Genomic DNA, 22,701 nt, shown 5'->3' with positions numbered 1-22,701 from the left:
TTGTGCACGTGCGGAGAGCAAAGATCGTGTGCACCCTGGGTCCGGCCACCTCGACCAAGGAGAGCATCCGTGCTCTCGTCGACGCCGGCATGGACGTGGCACGGCTCAACCTGAGCCACGGCACCCACGCCGAGCACGAGGCGGTGTACCGGATGGTGCGCGAGGCCTCCGACGAGAGCGGCCACGGGGTCGGCATCTTCGCCGACCTGCAGGGCCCGAAGATCCGGCTGGGCTGGTTCCGCGAGGGCGGCGTCCGGCTGCAGACCGGCCAGTCGTTCACGATCACGACCCGCGAGATCAGCGGCGACAACGAGATCGCCGGGACCACGTACGACGGCCTGCCGGGCGACGTGAACCCCGGGGACCAGATCCTCATCGACGACGGCAAGGTCCGGCTCCGGGTGACCGAGGTCGAGGGCACCGACGTGCACACCGTGGTCGTCGTGGGCGGCCGGGTCAGCGACCACAAGGGCATCAACCTGCCCGGCGTCCCGGTGAGCGTGCCCGCGCTGTCGGAGAAGGACATCGAGGACCTGCGCTGGGCGCTGCACCTCACCGTCGACTTCATCGCACTTTCCTTCGTGCGCTCGGCCAAGGACGCCGAGGACGTCCGGCGGATCATGCGCGAGGAGGGGGTCATGCTCCCGGTGATCGCGAAGATCGAGAAGCCGCAGGCGATCGACAACCTCGACGAGGTGGTCAAGGCCTTCGACGGCTTCATGGTCGCGCGCGGCGACCTCGGCGTGGAGTGCCCGCTGGAGGACGTGCCGTTCCTGCAGAAGCGCGTGGTGGAGAAGGCCCGCCGCAACGCCAAGGCGGTGATCGTCGCGACCCAGATGCTGGAGTCGATGATCTCGAACCCGGCTCCGACCCGGGCCGAGGCCTCCGACGTCGCGAACGCCGTCCTCGACGGCGCGGACGCGGTGATGCTGTCGGGGGAGACCAGCGTCGGGGAGTACCCGATCGAGACCGTCCGGACGATGGCCCGGATCATCTCCTCCACCGAGGACCACGAGCTGCACCACATGGCGGCGATCGACTGGCAGCCGAAGACCCGGGGCGGTGTCATCGCCAAGGCCGCCGCCGAGGTCGCCGAGCGCGTCGGCGCGAAGTACCTGGTCGCCTTCACCCAGTCCGGCGACTCCGCGCGGCGTCTGGCTCGCTACCGCGGCCCGATCCCGGTGCTCGCCTTCACCCCGGAGGCCGCGGTGCGCTCGCAGCTCTCGATGACCTGGGGAGTGGAGACCTTCAAGACCGTCGGCGTCGAGCACACCGACCAGATGGTGCGCCAGGTCGACGAGCAGCTGCTCTCGCTGGGCCGGGTATCCGAGGGCGACCTCGTGGTCATCATCGCCGGCAGTCCGCCGGGCATCCCCGGTTCGACGAACGCGCTGCGCATCCACCGGATGGGCGACGCGATCAACGAGGTCGCGCCGGCGTACCGGAGCCGCTGAGTCAGCTGCCGAGGCCAGCGCGCCAACGCGCGACGTCGCCGGGTCGCAGCCGCACCACGGGCAGTTCTGGCCGGTCGCAGAGCACGGCTTCGACCCGTTGGGCCGCACGCGGGTGGGACGACCACGCCCAGCGGATGATGTGCTCGGGGTCGGTGAACACCTCGCGCAGCGGGCCCTCGATGTTGCCGTTCCAGAGGATCTCGCGGCGCAGCCGCCGGCGGACCGTGCGCCGGATGACCCGCCACATCGCCACCGGCCGCGGCGTGTCCAGCCAGACCATCAGGTCGCAGCGGGGGAGCAGCACCGGCTGCGCCGCGGAGTACTGCCACTCGGTGATCCAAGCGGGGCTCGCCGCCAGCTCGGCGACGTCGTCGAGGAACTCCGGGCGCGGCACCCAGCCGGGTCCGTGGAAGAGTGCGTCGATCTCGGTGTGCGGCAGATCGAGGTCGACCGCCAGCGCCGCGGCCAGCGTCGTCTTGCCGCCACCCGAGGAACCGTTGACCAGGACACGGCGCGGGCGGAGGCCCTGCGGCAGCGGGTCGTCGGGTCCGAGAAGCACCGGGACACGGTACGTGGTCTCAGCCCTTCTCGCCGATCAGTGCGGTCAGCCGGGCGACATCGTCTCGCCGTGAGACGGAGAGGACCCGTGGTTTTGTCTGGCGCCAGCGCACGCCGACCCGGTCCAGGGCTTCACCGCACCACTGCATGATGTCGCGTGATTCGTTGACGAACTGCCACCTCGGGTACTCGTAGCGCTTGATACGCCCCCCGACCGGGCGAGTCGCCCAGTTCTTGACGAGGCATCCGTCCGAGTGGAAGAGGCCACGAAGGAAGGCGCCGGGCTCCTCCGCGATGGTTCGCCGCTGCCAATCGGTCAGCACCAGCTGCCGTTGGTGCTTGGGTCCGGGGCCGTGCTGAGGAAAGAGGCACGGCCAGTGCTTCCAATTCGACTGGACGACGACGCAGCCGGAGGCTCTCACCCGGAAGACGGGCCGGTCCGGATGCACGGTGTGCAGCAGCCGCCCGACGTCGTCGATGATCCTCCCGTACCTGGCGTCGCAGGCGATGCGGAGGGCGTAGTAACGGGGGAAGCGCGCGATGTGACCGTCTCCGAGGTAGTAGCCGAGGAGGGCGGAGTACGCGGCGGATGGTTCGAGCGGCACGGGGCAGGGACGGGCGCCTCCGCCTGCTCCTTCCGGGTCCGACAGCCATCTCCGCAGTGTCGACCTGCTGACGCCGAGCCGGCGCGACACCGCGTTCCTGCTGTGCCCGGCGTACACGAGCTCGAGCGCCTGAGCGCGAGTCGAGGTGTCGTACATGCACCGAGCATCGCGCCGACGACCGACGTTTCTGTGTGCCCCGGGTGGGATTCGAACCCACACTGGATGTGGTTTGAGCACATGGCCTCTGCCGATTGGGCTACCGGGGCAAGCAGGCAAACGCTACCGGAATCAGCCGGCCCCGCCGTACTCGGTAGCCTGTGCGCGTGACCGAGACCGCCGCTCCCGCACCCCGACGCGTCGTCATCGCCGAGGACGAGGCCCTGATCCGCCTCGACCTCGCCGAGATGCTCGCCGAGGAGGGGTACGAGGTGGTCGCCGCGGTCGAGGACGGCGAGCAGGCCGTCGCGCGGACCGAGGAGCTCCGGCCGGACCTGGTCATCCTCGACGTGAAGATGCCGCGGCTCGACGGGATCGCCGCCGCGGAGCGGATCGCCTCGCAGCGGATCGCCCCGGTGGTCATGCTGACCGCGTTCAGCCAGCGCGACCTGGTCGAGCGGGCCCGCGACGCCGGCGCGATGGCGTACGTCGTGAAGCCGTTCGGCAAGAACGACCTGCTGCCGGCGATCGAGATGGCGGTCAGCCGGTTCGCCGAGCTGCAGCTGCTCGAGGCCGAGGTGGCCGACCTGTCCGAGCGGCTGGAGACCCGCAAGGTGGTCGACCGTGCCAAGGGCGTCCTCCAGGAGAAGCTCGGCCTGAGCGAGCCGGACGCGTTCCGCTGGATCCAGAAGACGGCGATGGACCTGCGGCTGTCGATGCGCGAGGTCGCCGACGGCGTCGTCGAGCACGGGGTCGAGCCGCGCTGACCCGGTCCCGGGCCGCACTGGTCCGGTCCACCTGCGCGTTCATCGGCGTGTCGGCTGGCGTCGGGGGCCTTCCTTCCCCGTGCGGAGGCGCGGAGTAACGCCCGCTTCGTCACAACTTGGCAACGGCGGCAATCCGCGCCTTCACGTTCTCCCGCACGGGTTTCTGTGGTGCTAGCGTCCAGCAAAACCCGTGATCGTGCCGAGGGTCGATCGCATCCACCCCGTCAACGGAGGAAAGATGATCCGTTCCAAGAAGTCCTTGCGTGCGTTCGCCGCGCTGGCTGGCGTCGCAGCCCTGACCCTGAGTGCCTGTGGCACCTCGGGTGGGAGCAGCGACAACAACTCGAACGCCAGCGGCGACTGCACCACCAAGCTCGCGTTCCTGGGCCCGAAGACCGGCGACGCCGCGAACCTGGGTATCAACATCATCAACGGTGCCAAGGTCGCGCTGGACGAGTACAACAAGGCCAACTCCGACTGCAAGGTCACCATGGACGAGTTCGACTCCCAGGGTGACCCCGAGAAGGCCACCCCGCTCGCCGCGAAGATCATCAGCGACAAGGACATCATCGGCGTGGTCGGCCCGACGTTCTCCGGTGAGAGCGACGCGACCGGCCCGGCGTTCTCCGAGGCGGGTCTCCCGACGGTCTCCGCGTCGGCCACCAACCCCGACCTGACCACGCACGGCTGGAAGACCTTCCACCGCGTGCTCGGCAACGACGCCACCCAGGCGCCCGCCGTCGCGTCGTACATCCAGAACACGCTGAAGGCCAAGAAGGTCATGGTCGTCGACGACGCCTCCGAGTACGGCAAGGGCCTCGCGGACGGCGTCCGCGACGACCTGAAGAACCTGGTCACCTCGACGGACACCGTGCAGCAGAAGCAGACCGACTTCTCGGCGACGGTCACCAAGGCCAAGGCCTCGGGCACCGACGTGTTCTTCTACGGCGGCTACTACGCCGAGGCGGGCCTGCTGGCCAAGCAGCTCAAGCAGGGTGGCTACACCGGGACGTTCGTCTCCGGTGACGGCTCGCTCGACCCGGGCTTCATCAGCGCCGCGGGTGCCAGCGCCGCCAACGGTGCGGTCCTGACCTGCCCGTGCGCCCCGTCGCCGGCCGACTTCACCTCGAAGTACAAGGCGCTCAACGGCACCGACCCGGGCACCTACTCGGCCGAGGGCTTCGACGCGGCGAACATCTTCCTGCAGGGCATCAAGGACGGGAACAGCACCCGCTCCAAGATGCTCGACTGGGTGAACAGCTACGACGCCGAGGGCATCACCAAGAACATCAAGTTCGACTCCACCGGTGAGGTCTCCGACGTCGTGATCTACGCGTACAAGGTCGAGAACGGGAAGATCACCCCCGGTACGCCGATCCAGCAGTGACATCGGCTCATCCGGATTGATCTGATGACCGGCTGCGGCCGGGGGTTTCCTCCCCCGGCCGCAGCACATCGGATCGGGCTGCTTGGTACCGAGTAGGGGAGAGACTTGCACTTCGATCTGTTGTTCCAGAATTTCTTCGCGTACACGATCACCGGCCTCGCGATCGGCGCGATCTACGCCCTGGTCGCCCTGGGCTACACGATGGTCTACGGCGTGCTGCAGCTGATCAACTTCGCGCACTCCGAGGTCTTCATGTTCGGCACGTTCGCGGTCGTCTGGGTGATGTACGCGTTCGGCGCGGACCCCACGACCTCGACCGCCGCGACGATCGGCATGCTGCTGGTCGCCCTGATCGTCGCGATGGCGGTCTCCGGCAGCGTCGCCCTCGCGCTGGAGCGGTTCGCCTACCGACCGCTGATCAAGCGCAACGCGCCCAAGCTCGTCATCCTGATCTCGGCGATCGGCGCGTCGTTCGTGCTGTCGGAGCTGATGGGCCTGCGCGACAACATCGCCAAGTTCCTCACGATCGACGACACGTTCGTGCGCTACGTCGACAAGGCCCGCGACAACACCAGCCTGCCGCTGGACATCAACCCGCACCGGGTCTTCACCCTCGGTGACTACGGGGTCACCACGATCGACCTGCTGCTGATCTTCTCGGCGCTGGTGATGATGCTGATCCTCGACCAGTTCATCAACCGGTCGCGACTCGGACGCGGTATCCGCGCCGTCGCGCAGGACCCGGAGTCGGCCGCCCTGATGGGCGTGAACGCGACCCGGGTGATCCAGGTGACGTTCCTCATCGGCGGTGTCATGGCCGGCGCCGCCGCCACGCTCTACATGATCAAGATCGGCACGACGCGGTTCAACGCCGGCTTCCTGCTCGGCGTCAAGGCCTTCACGGCCGCCGTCCTCGGCGGCATCGGCAACCTGCGCGGAGCGCTCCTCGGCGGCCTGGTCCTCGGCGTCGCCGAGAACTGGGGGTCCGCGATCTTCGGCACCCAGTGGAAGGACGTCGTCGCGTTCGTCCTCCTCATCCTGGTGCTGCTGTTCCGACCCACCGGTCTGCTCGGTGAGTCGCTCGGAAAGGCGCGCGCATGAGCACCACGACTCCCGCCAAGCGCGGGGCGAAGAAGGAGAAGGTCGGCTTCCGGGACCGGGTCGACAACATGTCCAAGCCGGCCAAGATCGCGCTCTGGGTCGTCGTCGCGCTCTTCTTCTACGCGCTGCCGCTGCTCAACATCCCGATCATCACCACCCCGGACACCGACTTCGGCGGCGTGATGTTCAACGTGGCCATCTACTGCCTGGTGGCGCTCGGCCTCAACATCGTCGTCGGCTACGCCGGGCTGCTCGACCTCGGGTACGTCGGCTTCTACGCGGTCGGCGCCTACACGGTCGCGATGCTGACCGCGGCCCACGGGAGCTGGCCCTTCCTGCTCGCCATCCCGGTCGCGATCGGGATCGCGATGATCTCCGGCGTCATCCTCGGCGCCCCGACGCTCCGGGTGCGCGGCGACTACCTCGCGATCGTGACGCTCGGCTTCGGAGAGATCATCCGGCTGATCATCACCAACGTGCAGTGGCTGGGTGCCGCGCGCGGTGTCTCCGACATCCCCGGTCCGCCGAGCATCCCGCCGGGCGACAGCTCGGACCCGCTGTTCGAGGTCCCGCACCTGATCTGGCAGAACGGTCAGCCGCTGATCGACCTGGACACCAAGACCAAGGTCCTGAAGTTCGGCGTCCTGGACGCGATCCCGTACTACTGGTTCGCGCTCACCGTCATCGTCCTGGTCCTGATCGGCGACATCATGATCAAGAACAGCCGCGTCGGCCGCGCCTGGGAGGCGACCCGGGAGGACGAGGACGCCGCCGAGCTGATGGGCGTGCCGACGTTCAAGTTCAAGCTGCTCGCCTTCGCGATGGGTGCCGCCATCGGTGGTCTCTCGGGTGCGCTGTTCGCCGGCAAGCAGGGCTTCATCAACCCGCAGTCGTTCCAGCTGCTGCTCTCGATCCTGTTCCTGGCCGCGGTGGTCGTCGGCGGTGCCGGCAACCGCTGGGGCGTCATGATCGGCGCCTTCCTGGTCGTCTACCTGCCGGAGCGGTTCCGCGGCTTCGAGGACTGGCGGGTGCTCGCCTTCGGCCTCGCGCTGATGATCCTGGCCGTCTACCGGCCCGAGGGCATCCTGCCGCCCGGTCGACAACGAAGGGCGAAGAAGATGGAGCAGGAGATCGAGGCTCTCGAAGAGGGCGACTACGAGCCGGAGGAGGGGCGATGACCGAGAACGCGCAGCCGCCTGCGGCGACGCCCGGCGAGGCCCTGCTCGTCGTCGACGACGTCACCCTCAAGTTCGGTGGTGTGACCGCGCTCGACGGGGTCAGCTTCGAGATCCGCGAAGGCGAGATCCTCGGTCTGATCGGCCCGAACGGTGCCGGCAAGACCACCTGCTTCAACGTGATGACCGGCGTCTACAAGCCAACCAGCGGGGAGGCCCGGTTCTCCGGCAAGCCCCTGACCGGGATGAAGCGGTTCGAGATCACCCAGCTCGGCATCGCCCGCACGTTCCAGAACATCCGGCTCTTCAAGTCGATGACGGTCCTGGAGAACGTGAAGGTCGGCTTCGACGCCCGCAGCAGGTCCGGCCTGCTGAGCGCGCTGTTCCGGACTCCGGCGATGCGGCGCGAGGAGGCGGAAGCCGACCGTCGCGCCCACGAGCTGCTCAAGTTCGTCGGCGTCAACGGCCGGGCCGACGACCTCGCCGCGAACCTCTCCTACGGCGACCAGCGCCGCCTCGAGATCGCCCGGGCGATGGCCACCGGCCCGAAGCTGCTCTGCCTCGACGAGCCGGCGGCCGGCTTCAACCCGGCCGAGAAGGCCAAGCTGATGGACCTGATCCGCAAGGTCCGCGACCAGGGCTACACCGTGCTCCTCATCGAGCACGACATGCGCCTGGTGATGGGCGTGACCGACCGCATCGTGGTGCTCGAGTTCGGTCGCAAGATCGCCGAGGGCTCCCCGGCGGAGATCCGTGACAACCCCGCGGTGATCGCGGCCTACCTGGGAGTGGACGAGGACGATGCTTCTTGAGGTGCGTGGCCTGTGTGTCAACTACGGGCACATCGAGGCCATCCGTGACATCTCCTTCAACGTGGAGGAAGGCACCATCGCGACCTTGATCGGCGCGAACGGCGCCGGCAAGACGACCACGCTGAAGACGATCTCGGGACTGCGGAAGGTGCGCGCCGGCGCGATCATCTTCGACGGCAAGGACATCACCCACATGCCGCCGTACGAGCGGGTGCTGCGGGGGATCAGCCAGTCGCCGGAGGGCCGCGGCTGCTTCCCGGGCATGTCGGTCCGGGAGAACCTGGACATGGGTGCCTACACCCGCAAGGACCGGAAGACCCCGGCGTACCAGCAGGACCTGGACCGGGTCTTCGACCTCTTCCCGCGGCTGAAGGAACGGGAGAAGCAGCCCGCGGGCAGCATGTCGGGCGGTGAGCAGCAGATGCTGGCGATCGGCCGTGCGCTCATGGCCAAGCCGCGCCTGCTGCTCCTCGACGAGCCGTCGATGGGTCTGGCCCCGAAGCTGATCGCCCAGATCTTCACGATCATCACCGAGATCAACGCCCAGGGCACCACGGTGCTGCTCGTCGAGCAGAACGCCGCCCAGGCGCTGAAGCGGGCCGACACCGCGCACATCCTGGAGACCGGCGAGGTGGTCCGCTCCGGCACCGGTGCGGAGCTGGCCGCCGACGGCTCGGTGAAGGCCGCCTACCTGGGCGGCGACGTCTAGGCCCGTCCTGGTCGTCGAGCCTGTCGAGACGCGGTGACCGGCCCGCCTACCTGAACCAGATCACGACCTCGGTCAGCACCGGCGCCATCAGCAGCGCCGGGAGCAGGTCGCCGACCTTCACCTGCTTGATGTTGAGCAGACGCAGCGCGACGCCGACGAGCAGGAGGCCGCCGGTCGCGGTGAGCGCGGCCAGGTGCGCGTCGGGGAGGAAGTCGCCGAGGACGGCGCCGACCACCGTCAGGCTGCCCTGGACGACGACCAGGGTGATCACGCTGGCCGCCACCCCCCAGCCGTACGCCGCCGCGAACGCGATCGCCGCGAAGCCGTCGAGCGCGGCCTTGAGCAGCAGCTGGTCGGGGCCACGACCGATGCCTTCGGTCACCGAGCCGAGGATCGTCAGCGGGCCGACGCAGAAGACCAGCGAGCTGGTCACGAACCCCTGGATGAACCTGTCCCGCGCGACGTGCTCCGCCGCCTGGTCCTCCGGGTCGCCCGCAGCCGTGCCCCGGCTCAGCCGGCGCTGGAGGACGTCGCCGAGTCCTTCGAGCCGGTCCTCGATCCGCGCCAGCGACCCGATGATGGCGCCGATCAGCAGGGCGCCCAGGACGATCAGCATCGTGGCCGCGTCGCCGACGGCCCTGCTGAAGGCCGGGTCGGCGACCGCCATCGCCGCGCTCCCGGCGATGAGCAGGGTGACCAGGCCGAGGCCGTCGGTGACGACGGTCCGGGTCCGTTCGGGGAGCCGGTGCCCGATCAGCACGCCGATCGCACTGCCGGCCAGGACGGTCGAGGCGTTCACCAGTGTTCCGGTTCCGACGAACACGAAGGGCCCCCTAGAGACGTTGAAGCCAGAAGCGTAGTCTGGCACCGCCGCGGAGCCGCTCGGGCTCTCCGGCGGCCGCAGCAGATCGGATCTGGTCAACAGACGGGGGGCAGGGAGGCAGCGATGTCACGTCGTCCGCTGGAGATCCGCGATGCCCGTCCGGACGACGCCGAGGCGCTGCTCCAGCTCTGGGCGCTGGGCGCCGGCCGCGGTGCCGAGCAGCCGGCGACGCGTCCCGTGGGCGAGGCCGCCAGCGCGTTGGCGCTGGTCGCCGCCGACCCCGACGAGCGGGTCCTGGTGGGCTTCCACGACGGGGCCCTGGTGGCGGCGCTGCACCTGCGCCGGGCTTCGATGAGCCCGCTGCACAGCGACATGGCCATCCACACGTCGTACCTGGTGGTGCTCCCGGAGCACCGCAAGCACGGGTTCGCCCGCGCGCTGCTGGACGCCGCCGTCACGTGGGCGGAGGAGAAGGACGTCTCGCACGTCACCGCGATCACCTCCAGCAGCTCGCGCGACACCAACCGCTTCCTGGCCCGGCTCGGCCTGGCCACCGTGGCGACCGTCCGGGTGGCGAGCACGAGCACGCTGCGACGTCGGTTGACGCCGGAGCCGCTCCGGCCGCTCGACGCCCGCCGGAACCTGGGCCGGGTGCTGGCCCAGCGCCGGTCGATCCAGCGCCGCGCCCAGGCGGGGGAGCGGGACTAGAGGCCGGTCAGCGGCCCGTCAGCGGCCCGTCAGCGGCCGGTCAGCGGCCGGTCACCGCGGCTCGACGAGCGCGCAGGTGATCCGCGACGTGCAGACCCGCTTGCCGCGCTCGTCGGAGATCACGATCTCGAACGCGGCGCTGGTCCGGCCGAGGTGGATCGCGGTCGCCACGCCGGTGACGACGCCGCTGGTGGCGGACCTGTGGTGGGTGGCGTTGATGTCGACACCGACCGGGACCCGGCCCAGCGGCTCGGCGTGCAGACCGGAGCCGATGGAGCCGAGGGTCTCGGCGAGCACCACGGAGGCGCCGCCGTGCAGCAGCCCGAACGGCTGGGTGTTCCCCTCCACCGGCATCGTGGCGACGATCCGGTGCGGGCTGAGCTCCTGGATCTCGATGCCCATCTTGTCGTTGAGCGCACCCATGCCCTGCGGCAACCGGGCGACGTAGGCGTCGATGTCGATGGTGGTCTCGGCGGAGCGGTCCTGCGAAGTCATGCCCCCATCCTGCCGCCCGCCCCGCGGCGCGCGGTTGTCGGGGCGAGCGGTTAGGTTAAGGCCGTGCCCGAGACTGCTGCCCCTGGACGCCCCCGACTCCTGCTCCTGGACGGTCACTCGTTGGCCTATCGGGCCTTCTTCGCCCTGCCCGTGGAGAACTTCTCGACCGTCACCGGGCAGCACACCAATGCCGTCTACGGCTTCACCTCGATGCTCGTCAACGTGCTCCGCGACGAGCGGCCGACCCACGTCGGCGTGGCCTTCGACAAGTCGCGGCAGACCTTCCGCCTCGAGGAGTACCCGGAGTACAAGGCGAAGCGGAACAAGACGCCCGACGAGTTCAGCAGCCAGCTCACGTTGCTGCAGGAGCTGCTCGACACCTTCCGGATCCGGCACCTGACCCACGCCGGCTACGAGGCCGACGACATCATCGCCACGCTGACCACCCAGGCCCTCGCGGACGGCTTCGAGGTGCTCATCCTCACCGGCGACCGCGACTCGCTGCAGCTGGTCACGCCGGACTCGACCGTGCTGTACCCGATGCGCGGGGTCTCCGAGCTCGCCCGGATGACACCCGAGGCCGTCGAGACCAAGTACGGCGTCCCGCCGCACCGCTACCCCGAGCTCGCCGCCCTCGTCGGCGAGGACTCCGACAACCTGCCCGGCATCCCGGGCGTCGGCCCGAAGACCGCGGCGAAGTGGATCGCGACCTTCGACGGGCTCGACAACGTCGTGAACCGCGCAGAGGAGGTCGGCGGCAAGGCCGGGGAGAACCTGCGGGCGCACCTCGACGACGTGATCCGCAACCGGCGCCTCAACGCGCTGGTGCGCGACCTCGCGCTCGAGCTCGTCCCGGGCGACCTCGGCCTGACCGAGTGGGACCGCAAGGCGGCGCTGGAGCTGCTCGACGAGCTCGAGTTCCGTGGCGAGCTCCGCACCCGGATCCTCGACGTGCTGGCGCCGGAGGAGGAGCCGGAGACAGCGGGGGCAGGCTTCCGGCTCGAGGGCCGGGTGGTCGCTGCCGACGAGCTGGCCGGCTTCCTGGCCGACCTCGGCACCGACCCGGTCGGGCTGCACGTCCGCGGCTCCTGGGGCGCGGGCACCGGTCGGGTGGACGGGCTCGCCTTCGCGTGCGCGGACGGCGGCGCGGCGTACGTCGACGTCGCCGGCCTGACCGTCGGCGACGACGCCGCGCTCGCGGCCTGGCTGGCCGACGCCTCGCGACCGAAGGTCCTCCACGACGCGAACGGCCCGCTGCTCGCCCTGGGCGCCCACGGCTGGGACCTCGCGGGCCTGGCCACCGACACCGCGATGATGGCCTACCTGGTGGCGCCCGACCAGCGTTCCTACGCGCTGGCCGACCTGACCCTGCGCTACCTCAAGCGTGAGCTGAAGCAGGACAGCGACGACGACCAGGGGCTGCTCTTCGAGAGCGGCGAGGAGGCCGGCGAGGCGTCGATGCTGCACGCCCGTGCCGTCCTCGACCTCGCCGGGACGCTGCGCACCGAGCTCTCCGAGCGTGGCGGCGAACGGCTGCTGGCCGAGATCGAGCTGCCGCTGGTCGGCGTGCTGGTCGGCATGGAACGGGTCGGCATCGCGGTGGACCAGGACTTCCTGACCGGCCTGGAGTCGGAGTTCGGCGACGCCGTCCGGGAGGCCGCCGCCGACGCCTACGAGGTCATCGGCAAGGAGATCAACCTCGGCTCGCCCAAGCAGCTCCAGGTGGTCCTCTTCGACGAGCTCGACATGCCGAAGACCAAGCGCACCAAGACCGGCTACACCACCGACGCCGACGCGCTGAACGACCTGTTCGCGAAGACCGAGCACCCGTTCCTGGCCCACCTGCTCCGGCACCGCGACGTCACCCGGCTGCGCCAGACGGTCGAGGGGCTGCTCAAGACGGTCGCGCCCGACGGCCGGATCCACACCACGTTCAACCAGCTGATCGCGGCCACCGGGCGGCTCTCCAGCACCGACCCGAACCTTCAGAACATCCCGGTGCGGACCGAGGAGGGCCGCCGGATCCGGCAGGCCTTCGTGGTCGGCGAGCCGGTCGACGGGCAGGCCTGGGAGTCGCTGCTCACCGCCGACTACAGCCAGATCGAGATGCGGATCATGGCCCACCTCTCCGAGGACGCCGGCCTGATCGAGGCGTTCAACTCCGGCCGCGACTTCCACCAGGCCACCGCGGCTCGGGTCTTCGGCGTCGAGCCGAGCGCGGTCAACACCGAGATGCGCGCCAAGATCAAGGCGATGAACTACGGGCTTGCCTACGGGCTCTCGGCCTTCGGCCTGTCCCAGCAGCTCAAGATCGACACCGGCGAGGCCCGCGGGCTGATGGACGAGTACTTCGAGACCTTCGGCGGGATCCGCGACTACCTGGCCGGGGTGGTCGACGAGGCCCGGCGGACCGGGTTCACCGAGACGATCATGGGTCGGCGCCGCTACCTGCCGGACCTGACCAGCGACAACCGGCAGCGTCGCGAGATGGCCGAGCGGATGGCGCTGAACGCGCCGATCCAGGGGTCGGCCGCGGACATCATCAAGGTCGCGATGCTCAACGTCGACCGGGCCCTGGCCGAGGCGGGGCTGCGTTCGCGGATGCTGCTCCAGGTGCACGACGAGCTCGTGTTCGAGGTCGCCGCGGGGGAGCGCGAGGCGCTCGAGGCGCTGGTGCGCGAGCAGATGGCCGCGGCCGCCGACCTGACGGTCCCGCTCGACGTGTCGGTCGGGACCGGCCGGAGCTGGCACGACGCGGCGCACTGAGGCTCGCCCCGGCTGGTGACGCTCAGGCGGTGAGCGCGACCGGCCGGTCGTGGCGCAGGTGCCACAGCGTGGTGGTGAGCAGCACCAGGAGCAGGGCCGTGTCGACGACCAGGACCCGGGCGAGCAGCTGGCTGACCGAGCCGGCGGTGAGTCCGAGCACGATGAGCGGGACGATCGCGATCCAGACCACGACGACCGCCTGGCGGGCCTGGCGGGCCATCCCGCTGTAGACCAGCAGCTGGATCATGGACAGCACGGTGCCGAGCAGCGCGAAGGCCCAGAGCAGGTCGCTGATGCCGGCGTACTCCTGGCCACCGACGAAGGCGAGCGCCAGCCCCGGCAGCACGGTGACGCCGACGATCACGGCGGCACCGGTGAGCGCGACGAGGCCCAGGCTGGCCAGCAGGGCCGGTCGGCGGGCGTCCTCGGTCCCCATCGAGGGGAACGCGAGCACGACCACGAACTGGGGGAGGAAGGTCACCGCCTTCACCATGATCAGACCGGCGGCGTACAGGCCGGCGTCGTGGGCGTCGAGCGAGTTGCGGGCCAGGATGATGTCGGCGTTGGAGAGGACGAGGAACGCCAGCAGCGCCTGGGAGTTGTGCACCGTCTCCCACCAGAGCGCCCGGGCGTTGTGCTCGTCGGTCTGCGCGACGGTCCGCTGCGCCCGCGGCTGGCGCAGCGCGATGGAGCCGACCACGACCGGGGCGAACGCGGCGATCGCGACGGCGGCGACCGCCGCGGTCTCGTCGGGACGCCAGAGCAGGAACGCCGTGCCGATGAGCAGTCGCGGCACCCCGGCGGCGACGTAGATCAGCGAGAGCGGGATCCAGCGCCGTTCGCCCTGGAGCACGCCGGCCTGCGCGCCCATGAGCGTCGTCGGCACGACCGCGACGGCGATGAGCACGGCCGTGGGCAGGCTGTCGAGCCGCAGCGCGGTGTTCACCAGCGGCGAGATCAGCAGGAAGAAGAGGCCGAGGCCGACCGCGGACCGCCGCCCGACGGTCAGGATGGTCGCCTCGACCTCGTGGACGTCCCCGGGTTCGCGCGCGATCCGCCGGGCCGCGGTCGCCTGCAGCGCGAGCGCGAGGACGCCGGCCACGAGCAGCACGTTCATCACCGCGGCGAAGGCGCCGAACGGCCGGGGCCCGAGGACGCGCGCGGCCAGGATCGTGAAGACGTACGTCGAGAGGTTCATGACCACGACCGCGCCGGCGATCGCCGTTCCGCCGCGGAGGGCGGCACGGAGGCGCGCCGGGACGGCACCGGCTGGTCTGATCACGGGCACAGCCTAGAGTCTGCGGAGTGACGAGCTCGGAGGTGCGTCCCGACGAGGCGGTCGCCCGCGCGCGCCGCGTCGTGGGCCTGTACGGCGACCCGGACGTGACCTGGAGCATCGTGCTCGCCGTGCGGTTCGCCGGCGCGCGCCGGGCCGACGACGTGGAGACGCGTGCCGGCGCGCTGGTCGCCCGCTTCCCGCACCTGGGGCAGGTCCCGCCGGTGCGGGTCTACGCGCCCGCCGAGGAGGGCGAGCTGCTGGCCGCGATGGCCGACGCCGAGTACCGCGACCACGAGCCACTGCTGCGGGTCGGGCTCGCCGAGGACGGACGGACGTTGCTCGTGGCCGCGCACCACGGGGCCACCGACGGACTCGGGCTCCTCGGTGCGGCGGCCGCGCTCGCCGACGCGGACCTGACGTCGTCGGCGCGGGGCATCACCCGGGAGGCGCAACCGACCGGGTTCCTGCGCCGTACCGTCGTGCGGCTCGTGGAGGTGCTGGTGCACCCGCCGGTCCGGTTCGCCGCGGAGACCTCCGAGCCCGCGTCGGGAGACCTGCTGCTGTCCCGGGCGGTGACCGCGCCGCGCCCGTCCAGCGCGGCGCTGGTGGCGGCCGCCGCCACCTCGCTGCGGCGCTGGAACGGCAGCCGCCGTGCGGGCGGACGGCGCCTGGTGGTGTCGATGGGGCTGTCGCGCCGCCCCGGCACCCCGGTAGCACCTCCGGACCGCGACACCGCCTACGTGCGGCTGCCGGCCGACGGGATCACCGGCACCGCAGAGGCCGCGGACCTGATGCGCGCGACCGACCCGGAGCCGGCGTTCCCGGAGACCGACGGCGGCGGTGCCGGCCCGTTGGCCGCCCGGTTGCTGGCGAACCGGCTGGGCGCGACCGTGCTGGTCTCCAACCTGGGCGTGGTGGCGGACCCGGACGTGCTCGAGCTGCGGTTCTGGCCGGTGCCGACCGGACCCAGCGGGTGCGCGCTCGGCCTCGCGAGCACGCCGACCTCGACCGTGCTCACCGTGCGGCTGCGCCGGGGCTGGTTCTCGGCCGCCGCCGGGGACCGGCTGGCGGACCTGGTCGCCGAGGAGTTCCGGGCGCTGGCCGAGTAGCGGCCGGTCAGGGCCAGTACGGAGTAAGGGCCAGTAAGGACTCAGTACGGGTCGTACGGCGAGTCGTGCCCGAACAGCCGGGCCACCGGCCGCAGCCGCAGCCGGAGCAGCACCTTGAGGAAGACGTTGCGGATCCACCACGGCACCTCGCGCAGGATCCGGAGCCGGTCCGCGGTGCTCGGACGCCGGACCCGGAAGAGCGCCTGGGAGTCCGAGCGTCGCTCGTAGGCGAGCTCGGAGCTGAACAGCACGTGCGCCAGGATGCCGAGCGTGACGCCGATCGAGGAGTAGCAGTCGTGGATCACCACGGCCGCGCCCGGCGGCAGGTGCACGGCCCACTTCAGGTCGTCCGACAGCGTCCAGTAGTCGTGCTTGCCGTCGATGTAGAGCAGGTCGAAGCCGCGCGACCAGGTCGGCCGGATCCTGGTGCTGTAGTCCTGGACCAGCTCGACGACGTCGCCGAGCCCGGCCGCGGCGATGTTGGCCTCGAACTTGTCCTTGGTGCTCAACCCGCCGAAGAGCCGTCCCTCGATGAACGGGTCGACCGCCAGCACGGTGCCGCCCTTGCTCCGCAGGGCCTCGCCGAGGACCACGGTGGACCGGCCCTGGTGACTGCCGATCTCGAGGACGGTCGCACCGTCGGGCAGGGCCCGGGCCTCGTCCCAGAGGATCCGTGCCTGCCCCTCCTTGAGCCAGCCCGGAATGTCCGAAGCGTCCTGCCAGATGAGCGTCCAGGCGGGATCGTCGGACGGGGTCGGCGACGCGGCACTCAGCATGAGCGGCATCTTACGTGCGTCGGTAGAGTGCCCCGGTGCGCCGCAGGAGGGGAGTCCGTCGGGCCGGGTCGAGACCCGGCCGTGAGCGACCCGTCCCGCGGCGGTCCGGCCCCGGCCGGAGCCGGAAGATCCGGGACCGCCTTCGGGCCGCGGTGCACACCTCCCGGCTGCACCTGGCCGCGTGCGCGTTGCTGCTGTACGTCGCCTTCGCGCAGCGCATCGGCGAGACCACGTTCGACACCAAGTTCGACCTGACCGCCGACCCGCTCGCGGCGCTGCGTCGCTCGCTCACGCTCTGGGGCACCGAGCAGAATTTCGGCGGCCTGCAGAACCAGGCCTACGGGTACCTCTTCCCGCAGGGGACCTGGTTCTCGCTCGCCGACCTGGTCCACCTGCCCGACTGGGTCGCCCAGCGGCTCTGGTCGGCCCTGATCCTGCTGCTCGCCTACGACGGCGCCCGGAGGTTGTGCCGCGCCCTCGGCATCGGCTCCTCGGCCGTCCCGGTGCTGGTCGGCCTGACCTACGCGCTCACGCCGCGCATCCTCGGGCTCTCCGGGGTGCTCACCGCCGAGGTACTGCCGAGCGCGGTGCTGCCCTGGGTCTGCCTGCCGCTCGTCCTCGCGCTGGCCGGCCGGTTGTCGCCGCGCCGGGCCGGGGTGCTGTCCGGGCTCGCCGTCCTGCTCATGGGAGGCGTGAACGCGGTCGAGAACCTGGCCACGATGCCGCTGCCGTTCCTGCTCGTGCTGGCCGGCGCCGGCACCGCGGCCGGACGCAGGCTGGCCTTCTGGTGGGCCGGTGCGACCGCGCTGGCGTCGCTCTGGTGGATGCTGCCGCTGCTCCTGCTCGGCCGCTACAGCCCGCCGTTCCTGGACTACGTCGAGAACGCGGCGACGACGACGCGGACGACCGGGTGGAGCAACTCGGTCCGCGGCGCCGAGCACTGGCTCAATTACATCCTCATCGGCGGTCGGCCGTGGTGGGAGGGCGCGCACGCGCTGTCGGTCGCGCCGGCGCTGGTGATCGCCGCGGGGGTGCTCGCGGCGCTCGGCCTCTTCGGCCTGGTGCACCCGCGGATGTCGCTGCGGATCCCGTTCGCGCTGTCCGCGCTCCTCGGCCTGGTCTGCCTGACCGCGGGCCACGGCGGCCCGGCCGGGACCCTGTTCGCCGAGGACATCCGGACGCTTCTCGACGGGCCGCTGGCGCCGTTCCGCAACGTGCACAAGGTCGACCCGCTGGTGCGGCTGCCGATCGCCCTCGGCTTCGGGACGCTCTGCATGGTGCTCGCCGAGCGGGTACGCCGCTCCGGGCGGCTGCGGGACGCCTCGCGGATGCCGTTCGGGCGTGCCCGGCACCTGGGCGTCGCGGTCGCGGCGGTCGCGCTGCTGCTCGGCTCCGCCCCGGCGTTCGCCGGCCAGCTCCGCCACGACCACGGCTGGGACCGGGTGCCGGCCGCCTGGGACGAGGCGGCCGCCTGGCTGGACGCCGACGGTCCCGGTACGACGCTGGTGGTGCCGTCCTCGGGCATCGGCCAGCAGACCTGGGGCTGGACGGTCGACGAGCCGGTCCAGGGCCTCTCGGGCTCCGACTGGGCCACCCGCACGCAGGTGCCGCTGGTGCCGGCCAGCACGATCCGGATGCTCGACGCCCTCGACGACAGGCTGGAGGACGGGGGCGGGTCGGCGGCGCTGGCCGGCGAGCTGGCCTCCGCGGGGATCTCCCGGATCCTGCTCCGCAACGACCTGGACGTGGTGGCCGGCGACGTCGCCGACCCGGCCCGGGTGGCCGCCGCGCTGGCGGCGAGTCCCGGCATCACCGAGGTGCACCGCTTCGGCCGGTCCGGTCTCGCGACGGTGCCGATGATCCAGATCTTCCGGGTCGACCCGGCACCGCTCACCCCGGAGCTCGCGCCGGCCGACCTGCCGCTGCTGACCGGCGGCCCCGAGGACGTGATCACCGCCCGTGAGGCCGGCCTGGTCCCCGACGGGGACCACGTGGTCGTCGGGCTGGCCGGCAAGGGCGAGTCGCCGGACATCGTCGGCGACGCCTACCGGCGGGTGGAGCGGCAGTACGGTCGCCTGCACGGCGCGGTCAGCCAGGTGATGACCGCGGAGGAGAAGACCCGGCTGGGCCGGAAGGTCGAGGACTACCCCGGCGTCGAGGGCGTCCCGCGGGTCGTCGCCGAGTACGCCGACCTGGACGTCGTGACGGCGTCCTCGTCGGCCGGCTACGTCGACGGGTTCGGACGGACCCGCCCGGAGCTCGGCCCGGCCTCCGTCGCCGACGGCGACCCGGCGACGTACTGGAGCTCGGCGCCGTTCGAGGACCCCGTGGGGCAGTGGGTCGACCTGCGTTTCGACCAGCCGCGCCCCGTGGGCCTGGTGGCCGTCCGCGCCGGGGTCGACAAGTACCTGGGCGCGCCGGTGCGGAAGGTGGCGATCCAAGCGGGGAACCGGCGCAAGGAGGTGGACGTCGACCCGGACACCGGGATGGCGCTCGCCGACTTCAAGCAGGACCTCGCCGAGAGTGTCCGGGTCACGGTCCTCGCCGTCGGCCCGCACAGACCGGGCGCGACCGTGGCGCTGCGCGACGTCGTCGTCTCGGGGATCGACCAGCGCCGGACCCTGGTGGTGCCGGACACCGGGGCCGACGAGCACACCTCGTTCGTCTTCAGCGCCGAGCCGCCGCGCCGCGCCTGCCTCAAGACCGTGCTCGGCCCGGCGTGCGACGCGCTCGAGGCCCGGCCGGGGGCGGAGCAGGGGCGTGTCGACCGGCGTTTCACCGTCAACGGTGCCGGCACCTGGTCGCTCAGCGGCCAGGTGGTGGCGCTGCCCGGCCCGGCGGCGGCCGCGGCGCTGCTGCCGCTCGGCGACGCGCTCCGGGCGACCAGCGACAGCGTGCTCGGTGACGACCCGGCGGTCTCGGCGATGTTCGCGGTCGACGGCCGCGGCGACACCTCCTGGATAGCTGCGCTGGGGGACCTGCACCCCGAGATCGAGATCAGCTGGGACGGGCCGCGCCGGATCAGCCGGCTGCAGATCGACCCGTCGCTGGTCGAGTCCTCGACGCCGTACCTGGCCGACATCGAGGGTGCCGACGGGCAGCGGCGCACGGTCGAGCTCGGGACCGGGCAGCTCGGCTACTTCGAGCCGTTCCGCACCGACAAGGTCCGGATCACCTTCCACGCCCGGCGCGAGCTGAGCCGCCCGACGCTGCCGGTCGGCATCGGCGAGATCCGGATCGCCGGCGTGGACGACCTGGCCCACCCGGTGGCCACCTCGTTCTCCTTCACCGGCGCGTGCGGGCTGGGGCCCGACGTACGGATCGACGGCACCCTGCACCGGACCCGGGTGACCGGTTCGCTCGCGGACGTGGTCGACGCCCGCCCGCTCACGTGGTCGACCTGCGGCCAGGACCGCGAGGTCGAGCTCTCCGCCGGGCCCCATCGCCTGGAGGCGGTGGCGACCGATACCTGGACCCCGACGCTGATCAGCCTTCGGGCCGCGGCCAGCCGGCTGCCGGCCGCGGACGCCGCGGAGGCGGCGGAGCCGCGGACCCTCAGTGCGACCCCGCGTTCGGACGAGATGCACTTCGACGTCGGGACCGGGCCGGCGGCGGTCCTGGTTCTCGGCCAGAACGCGAACACCGGCTGGCGGGCCGACCTCGACGGCAAGCGGCTCACTGCGCAGGTCGTCGACGGGTGGCAGCAGGGCTTCGTGGTGCCGGCCGGGGACGGCGGCAAGCTGGTGGTGCGGTACGCGCCGGCGCCCGTCTACCGGATCGCGCTCGGCCTCGGCCTGCTCGGCGCCCTGCTCCTGGTCGCGCTGCTCCTCCTCGACCTGCTCCGGCCGAGCCCGCTGCTCGGGCCGGCGCTGGGCCGCTCCACCGCCACCGGCGCGGTGCGCTCCACGCTGCGCCAGCGCCGGGTGTCCGCGGTCGTCCTGCTCGCCGGCCTCGGGGTGGCGACCGTTCTGGGCGGTCCGGTGCTGGCGGTCACGATCGCGGTCGGGGTGCTGCTCTGCCGGGTCCTGGACCGCACCGTCGTCGCCGGCGTCGGTGCTGCCGCGGTCGCGCTCTCGGGCGTCGTGGCCGTCGCCGGCGGGCACCTGGGCTCGGGTGAGCCGGTCGACCTGGCCGACCTGGTCGCCGCGGTGGGGGTCGGTCTGCTCGCGGCCACGCTGTCCCGCTTCGCCCTCCACGAGGACGACCATGGCCACGTCTGAGCACCCGTCCGGCGGGGGCGGGCGGTCGCTGCTCGTCCCCGCTCTCGCGCTCGTCGCACTCGGCGCGCTGGTGCTCGGTCCGGTGCTGCTGCACCGCGGGTTCGTCCTCGTCGGCGACATGACTTTCGTACCGCGGCAGCCGTGGAAGGCCGCCTGGCTGGCGCTGGACGGTTCGGTGCCGCGAGCGGTGCCGGCAGACGCGGTGGTCTCGGTGCTGACCCGGGTCGTGCCCGGGGACCTCCTCCAGAAGGCGGTGCTCTGGGGCACCCTGGTCGTGGCGGGCCTCGGGATGCTCCGTCTCGTCAGCCGCCTGCTCCCGGCCGCCAGCCGGGTCGCGGCCTTCGGCGCCGCGCTGCTGTTCGTCTGGAACCCGTTCGTGCACCAGCGGCTCGGCATCGGGCAGTGGGGCCTGCTCGTCGGGTACGCCGCCCTCCCGTGGGTGCTGCTCGCCGCGCGCCGCTTCCGTGCCGGTGACGCCCGGGCCGCGGCCTGGCTGCTGCTCCTGCTGGCCGCGGCGGCCGTCGGCAGTCCGACCGGGGGCGTGGTCGCCGGGGTGGTCGCGGTCGTCGTCGTGGTCGGCCGCGGTCGGGTGCGTCGTACCGGGCTCGTGCTGGCCGCGACCCTGGTGGTGAACCTGCCGTGGCTGGTTCCCGGGGTGCTCGCCACCAGCATCGGCACCGACCCGGCGGGTGTCCGGGCTTTCGCCGCCCGGGCCGACACGCCTCTCGGCCTGGTCGGCTCGCTGGCCACCCTGGGTGCGATCTGGAAGCAGAGCATCGTCGCGCCGGAGCGGGACACCTGGCTGTTGGTGCTGATCGCGCTGGTGATCTCGGCCGGTGGGCTCGCCCTGCTCGTGCTGCGGGCCCGTGCGTCGGCCGGCGCCCGGGAGCCGGACGGGCTGACGCCGGACCTCGCGCGCCGCCTGCTGGTGCTCGCCGCGCTGGGATTCCTGCTCGCGCTGCTGCCGGCCACCGGCCCCGGCGCCGACGCGGTGTCCTGGCTGGTGGAGAACGTGCCGGGCGCCGGTCTGCTGCGCGACTCCCAGAAGTGGGTCCAGCTGCTCGCGCTCGTCGTGGCGGTCGGGTTCGGGCTGCTGATCGACCTGCTGGTGCGCACTCTGCAGCAGCGTGACCTGGGGGCCCGCTGGTTCGGGCTCGCCGTCGCCCTGATGCCGGTCTTCCTGCTGCCGAGCCTCGCCTGGGGACTGGCCGGCAAGTACGCGCCGGTCGCGTACCCGGGGGAGTGGGACCGGGTCGCGGACGTCCTCGGCGCCCAGCCGGCCGATCAGCGGCGCACCGTCGTGCTGCCGTTCTCGACCTACCAGCGGTTCGCCTGGAACGACAACCGCGCCGCCCTCGACCCGGCGATCCGCTACTTCGCGGGCCAGGTCGTCACCAACGACACCCTCGTGCTCGGGTCCGGCCGGGTCGTCACCGGCGACAGCGAGGCGGCGGCGCGGATCGCGAGGGCCGTCGCCGCCGGTCGGCCGCTCGGCCCGGTGCTCGCCGGGGCCGGCGTCCGGTACGTGCTCGTTGAGAAGACCGCACCGAGCGCGTTCCCGGTCCGGGTGCCGCCCGGAACCACCCTGTACGACGGCCGCGAGCTGAGCCTGGTGGACCTCGGCAACCCGGCCCGGCTGGACCGTTCGGACCACCCCGGGCTGGTGATCGCCGCGGACGTCCTGGCCGCCCTGGCCGTGCTCGCCGCGGGGACATTCCTCGGAACTCGCCGGTTTCTGCGCAAACCGGACGTCATCGGGTAGCATGTCCCCCGGGAGCAGTTTCTAGGGAGAACTGAGGGA

18 protein-coding genes and 1 tRNA gene are annotated in these 22,701 nt (G+C 71.7%); 12 read left to right on the top strand and 7 right to left on the bottom strand.

Going from position 1 to position 22,701, the window contains the following annotated elements; all coding sequences use genetic code 11:
• Positions 1-8: 8 nt before the first annotated feature.
• Positions 9-1,454 (top strand): pyruvate kinase, encoded by a 1,446-nt coding sequence (gene pyk, locus AB4Y76_RS07070; RefSeq protein WP_441923566.1) that lies wholly within the window; start codon positions 9-11, stop codon positions 1,452-1,454.
• A gap of 1 nt (position 1,455) precedes the next feature.
• Here the strand turns inward: pyk and AB4Y76_RS07065 are convergent, their stop codons facing one another.
• The 3 genes from AB4Y76_RS07065 to AB4Y76_RS07055 form a co-directional block, all read right to left on the bottom strand.
• Positions 1,456-2,013: an AAA family ATPase gene (locus AB4Y76_RS07065; RefSeq protein WP_441923564.1), complete on the bottom strand. Its 558-nt coding sequence runs from the start codon at positions 2,011-2,013 to the stop codon at positions 1,456-1,458.
• A 19-nt stretch (positions 2,014-2,032) separates the two neighbouring features.
• Positions 2,033-2,773 (bottom strand): helix-turn-helix domain-containing protein, encoded by a 741-nt coding sequence (locus AB4Y76_RS07060; RefSeq protein WP_441923562.1) that lies wholly within the window; start codon positions 2,771-2,773, stop codon positions 2,033-2,035.
• Between the two features lie 36 nt (positions 2,774-2,809).
• A tRNA-Leu gene (locus tag AB4Y76_RS07055) sits at positions 2,810-2,883 on the bottom strand.
• Positions 2,884-2,940: 57 nt separating this feature from the next.
• Here AB4Y76_RS07055 and AB4Y76_RS07050 point away from each other — a divergent pair.
• The 6 genes from AB4Y76_RS07050 (at position 2,941) to AB4Y76_RS07025 (ending at position 8,724) form a co-directional block, all read left to right on the top strand.
• A complete protein-coding gene (locus tag AB4Y76_RS07050; protein WP_441923560.1) occupies positions 2,941-3,540 on the top strand; it encodes an ANTAR domain-containing response regulator in 600 nt (199 codons plus the stop codon).
• Positions 3,541-3,778: 238 nt separating this feature from the next.
• Positions 3,779-4,927, top strand: coding sequence for a branched-chain amino acid ABC transporter substrate-binding protein (locus AB4Y76_RS07045; protein ID WP_441923558.1), 1,149 nt, complete (start codon positions 3,779-3,781; stop codon positions 4,925-4,927).
• Positions 4,928-5,032: 105 nt separating this feature from the next.
• Positions 5,033-6,028: a branched-chain amino acid ABC transporter permease gene (locus tag AB4Y76_RS07040; protein ID WP_441923556.1), complete on the top strand. Its 996-nt coding sequence runs from the start codon at positions 5,033-5,035 to the stop codon at positions 6,026-6,028.
• Positions 6,025-7,206: a branched-chain amino acid ABC transporter permease gene (locus tag AB4Y76_RS07035; RefSeq protein WP_441923554.1), complete on the top strand. Its 1,182-nt coding sequence runs from the start codon at positions 6,025-6,027 to the stop codon at positions 7,204-7,206. The genes AB4Y76_RS07040 and AB4Y76_RS07035 overlap by 4 nt, the downstream gene beginning before the upstream one ends.
• Positions 7,203-8,015, top strand: a complete 813-nt coding sequence (locus tag AB4Y76_RS07030; protein ID WP_441923552.1) for an ABC transporter ATP-binding protein — start codon at positions 7,203-7,205, stop codon at positions 8,013-8,015. The genes AB4Y76_RS07035 and AB4Y76_RS07030 overlap by 4 nt, the downstream gene beginning before the upstream one ends.
• 1 nt (position 8,016) lies before the next feature.
• Positions 8,017-8,724, top strand: coding sequence for an ABC transporter ATP-binding protein (locus AB4Y76_RS07025; protein ID WP_441923550.1), 708 nt, complete (start codon positions 8,017-8,019; stop codon positions 8,722-8,724).
• Positions 8,725-8,770: 46 nt separating this feature from the next.
• Here AB4Y76_RS07025 and AB4Y76_RS07020 read toward each other — a convergent pair whose 3' ends face one another.
• Entirely contained in the window at positions 8,771-9,523 is a 753-nt protein-coding gene (locus tag AB4Y76_RS07020; RefSeq protein ID WP_441923548.1) for a DUF554 domain-containing protein, read from the bottom strand.
• 147 nt (positions 9,524-9,670) lie between these two features.
• Between AB4Y76_RS07020 and AB4Y76_RS07015 the strand changes: the two genes are divergently transcribed.
• Positions 9,671-10,255: a GNAT family N-acetyltransferase gene (locus AB4Y76_RS07015; RefSeq protein WP_441923546.1), complete on the top strand. Its 585-nt coding sequence runs from the start codon at positions 9,671-9,673 to the stop codon at positions 10,253-10,255.
• Positions 10,256-10,306: 51 nt separating this feature from the next.
• Here the strand turns inward: AB4Y76_RS07015 and AB4Y76_RS07010 are convergent, their stop codons facing one another.
• Entirely contained in the window at positions 10,307-10,750 is a 444-nt protein-coding gene (locus tag AB4Y76_RS07010) for a hotdog fold thioesterase (RefSeq protein WP_441923544.1), read from the bottom strand.
• Between the two features lie 63 nt (positions 10,751-10,813).
• Between AB4Y76_RS07010 and polA the strand changes: the two genes are divergently transcribed.
• Complete coding sequence (polA, locus tag AB4Y76_RS07005; RefSeq protein WP_441923542.1) at positions 10,814-13,516, top strand: DNA polymerase I; 2,703 nt, start codon at positions 10,814-10,816, stop codon at positions 13,514-13,516.
• Between the two features lie 22 nt (positions 13,517-13,538).
• On the opposite strand, the gene AB4Y76_RS07000 is transcribed toward polA, so the two are convergent.
• A complete protein-coding gene (locus AB4Y76_RS07000; RefSeq protein ID WP_441923540.1) occupies positions 13,539-14,798 on the bottom strand; it encodes a lipopolysaccharide biosynthesis protein in 1,260 nt (419 codons plus the stop codon).
• A 23-nt stretch (positions 14,799-14,821) separates the two neighbouring features.
• Between AB4Y76_RS07000 and AB4Y76_RS06995 the strand changes: the two genes are divergently transcribed.
• A complete protein-coding gene (locus AB4Y76_RS06995) occupies positions 14,822-15,904 on the top strand; it encodes a hypothetical protein (RefSeq protein ID WP_441923538.1) in 1,083 nt (360 codons plus the stop codon).
• Between the two features lie 41 nt (positions 15,905-15,945).
• Here the strand turns inward: AB4Y76_RS06995 and AB4Y76_RS06990 are convergent, their stop codons facing one another.
• Entirely contained in the window at positions 15,946-16,680 is a 735-nt protein-coding gene (locus AB4Y76_RS06990; RefSeq protein ID WP_441923536.1) for a class I SAM-dependent methyltransferase, read from the bottom strand.
• A 152-nt stretch (positions 16,681-16,832) separates the two neighbouring features.
• Here AB4Y76_RS06990 and AB4Y76_RS06985 point away from each other — a divergent pair, with 152 nt between their 5' ends.
• Positions 16,833-20,900 (top strand): alpha-(1->3)-arabinofuranosyltransferase domain-containing protein, encoded by a 4,068-nt coding sequence (locus tag AB4Y76_RS06985; RefSeq protein WP_441923534.1) that lies wholly within the window; start codon positions 16,833-16,835, stop codon positions 20,898-20,900.
• On the top strand, positions 20,887-22,662 hold the full coding sequence (locus tag AB4Y76_RS06980) for a hypothetical protein (RefSeq protein ID WP_441923532.1): 1,776 nt from the start codon (positions 20,887-20,889) through the stop codon (positions 22,660-22,662). The genes AB4Y76_RS06985 and AB4Y76_RS06980 overlap by 14 nt, the downstream gene beginning before the upstream one ends.
• Positions 22,663-22,701 lie beyond the last annotated feature (39 nt).

The organism is Marmoricola sp. RAF53, from assembly GCF_052114005.1.
Classification (GTDB): Bacteria; Actinomycetota; Actinomycetes; order Propionibacteriales; family Nocardioidaceae; genus Marmoricola.
The sequence above is the reverse complement of the archived record's forward strand: the minus strand, read 5'-3'. Positions and strand labels throughout refer to the sequence as shown.

Excerpts from the sequence above, each read along its gene's own strand:
- AB4Y76_RS07045 (WP_441923558.1), top strand. The coding sequence starts at position 3,779 with ATGATCCGTTCCAAGAAGTCCTTGCGTGCGTTCGCCGCGCTGGCTGGC.
- AB4Y76_RS07010 (WP_441923544.1), bottom strand. The coding sequence starts at position 10,750 with ATGACTTCGCAGGACCGCTCCGCCGAGACCACCATCGACATCGACGCC.
- AB4Y76_RS06990 (WP_441923536.1), bottom strand. The coding sequence starts at position 16,680 with ATGCTGAGTGCCGCGTCGCCGACCCCGTCCGACGATCCCGCCTGGACG.
- AB4Y76_RS07015 (WP_441923546.1), top strand. The coding sequence starts at position 9,671 with ATGTCACGTCGTCCGCTGGAGATCCGCGATGCCCGTCCGGACGACGCC.
- AB4Y76_RS07060 (WP_441923562.1), bottom strand. The coding sequence starts at position 2,773 with ATGTACGACACCTCGACTCGCGCTCAGGCGCTCGAGCTCGTGTACGCC.
- AB4Y76_RS07030 (WP_441923552.1), top strand. The coding sequence starts at position 7,203 with ATGACCGAGAACGCGCAGCCGCCTGCGGCGACGCCCGGCGAGGCCCTG.
- AB4Y76_RS06980 (WP_441923532.1), top strand. The coding sequence starts at position 20,887 with ATGGCCACGTCTGAGCACCCGTCCGGCGGGGGCGGGCGGTCGCTGCTC.
- AB4Y76_RS07035 (WP_441923554.1), top strand. The coding sequence starts at position 6,025 with ATGAGCACCACGACTCCCGCCAAGCGCGGGGCGAAGAAGGAGAAGGTC.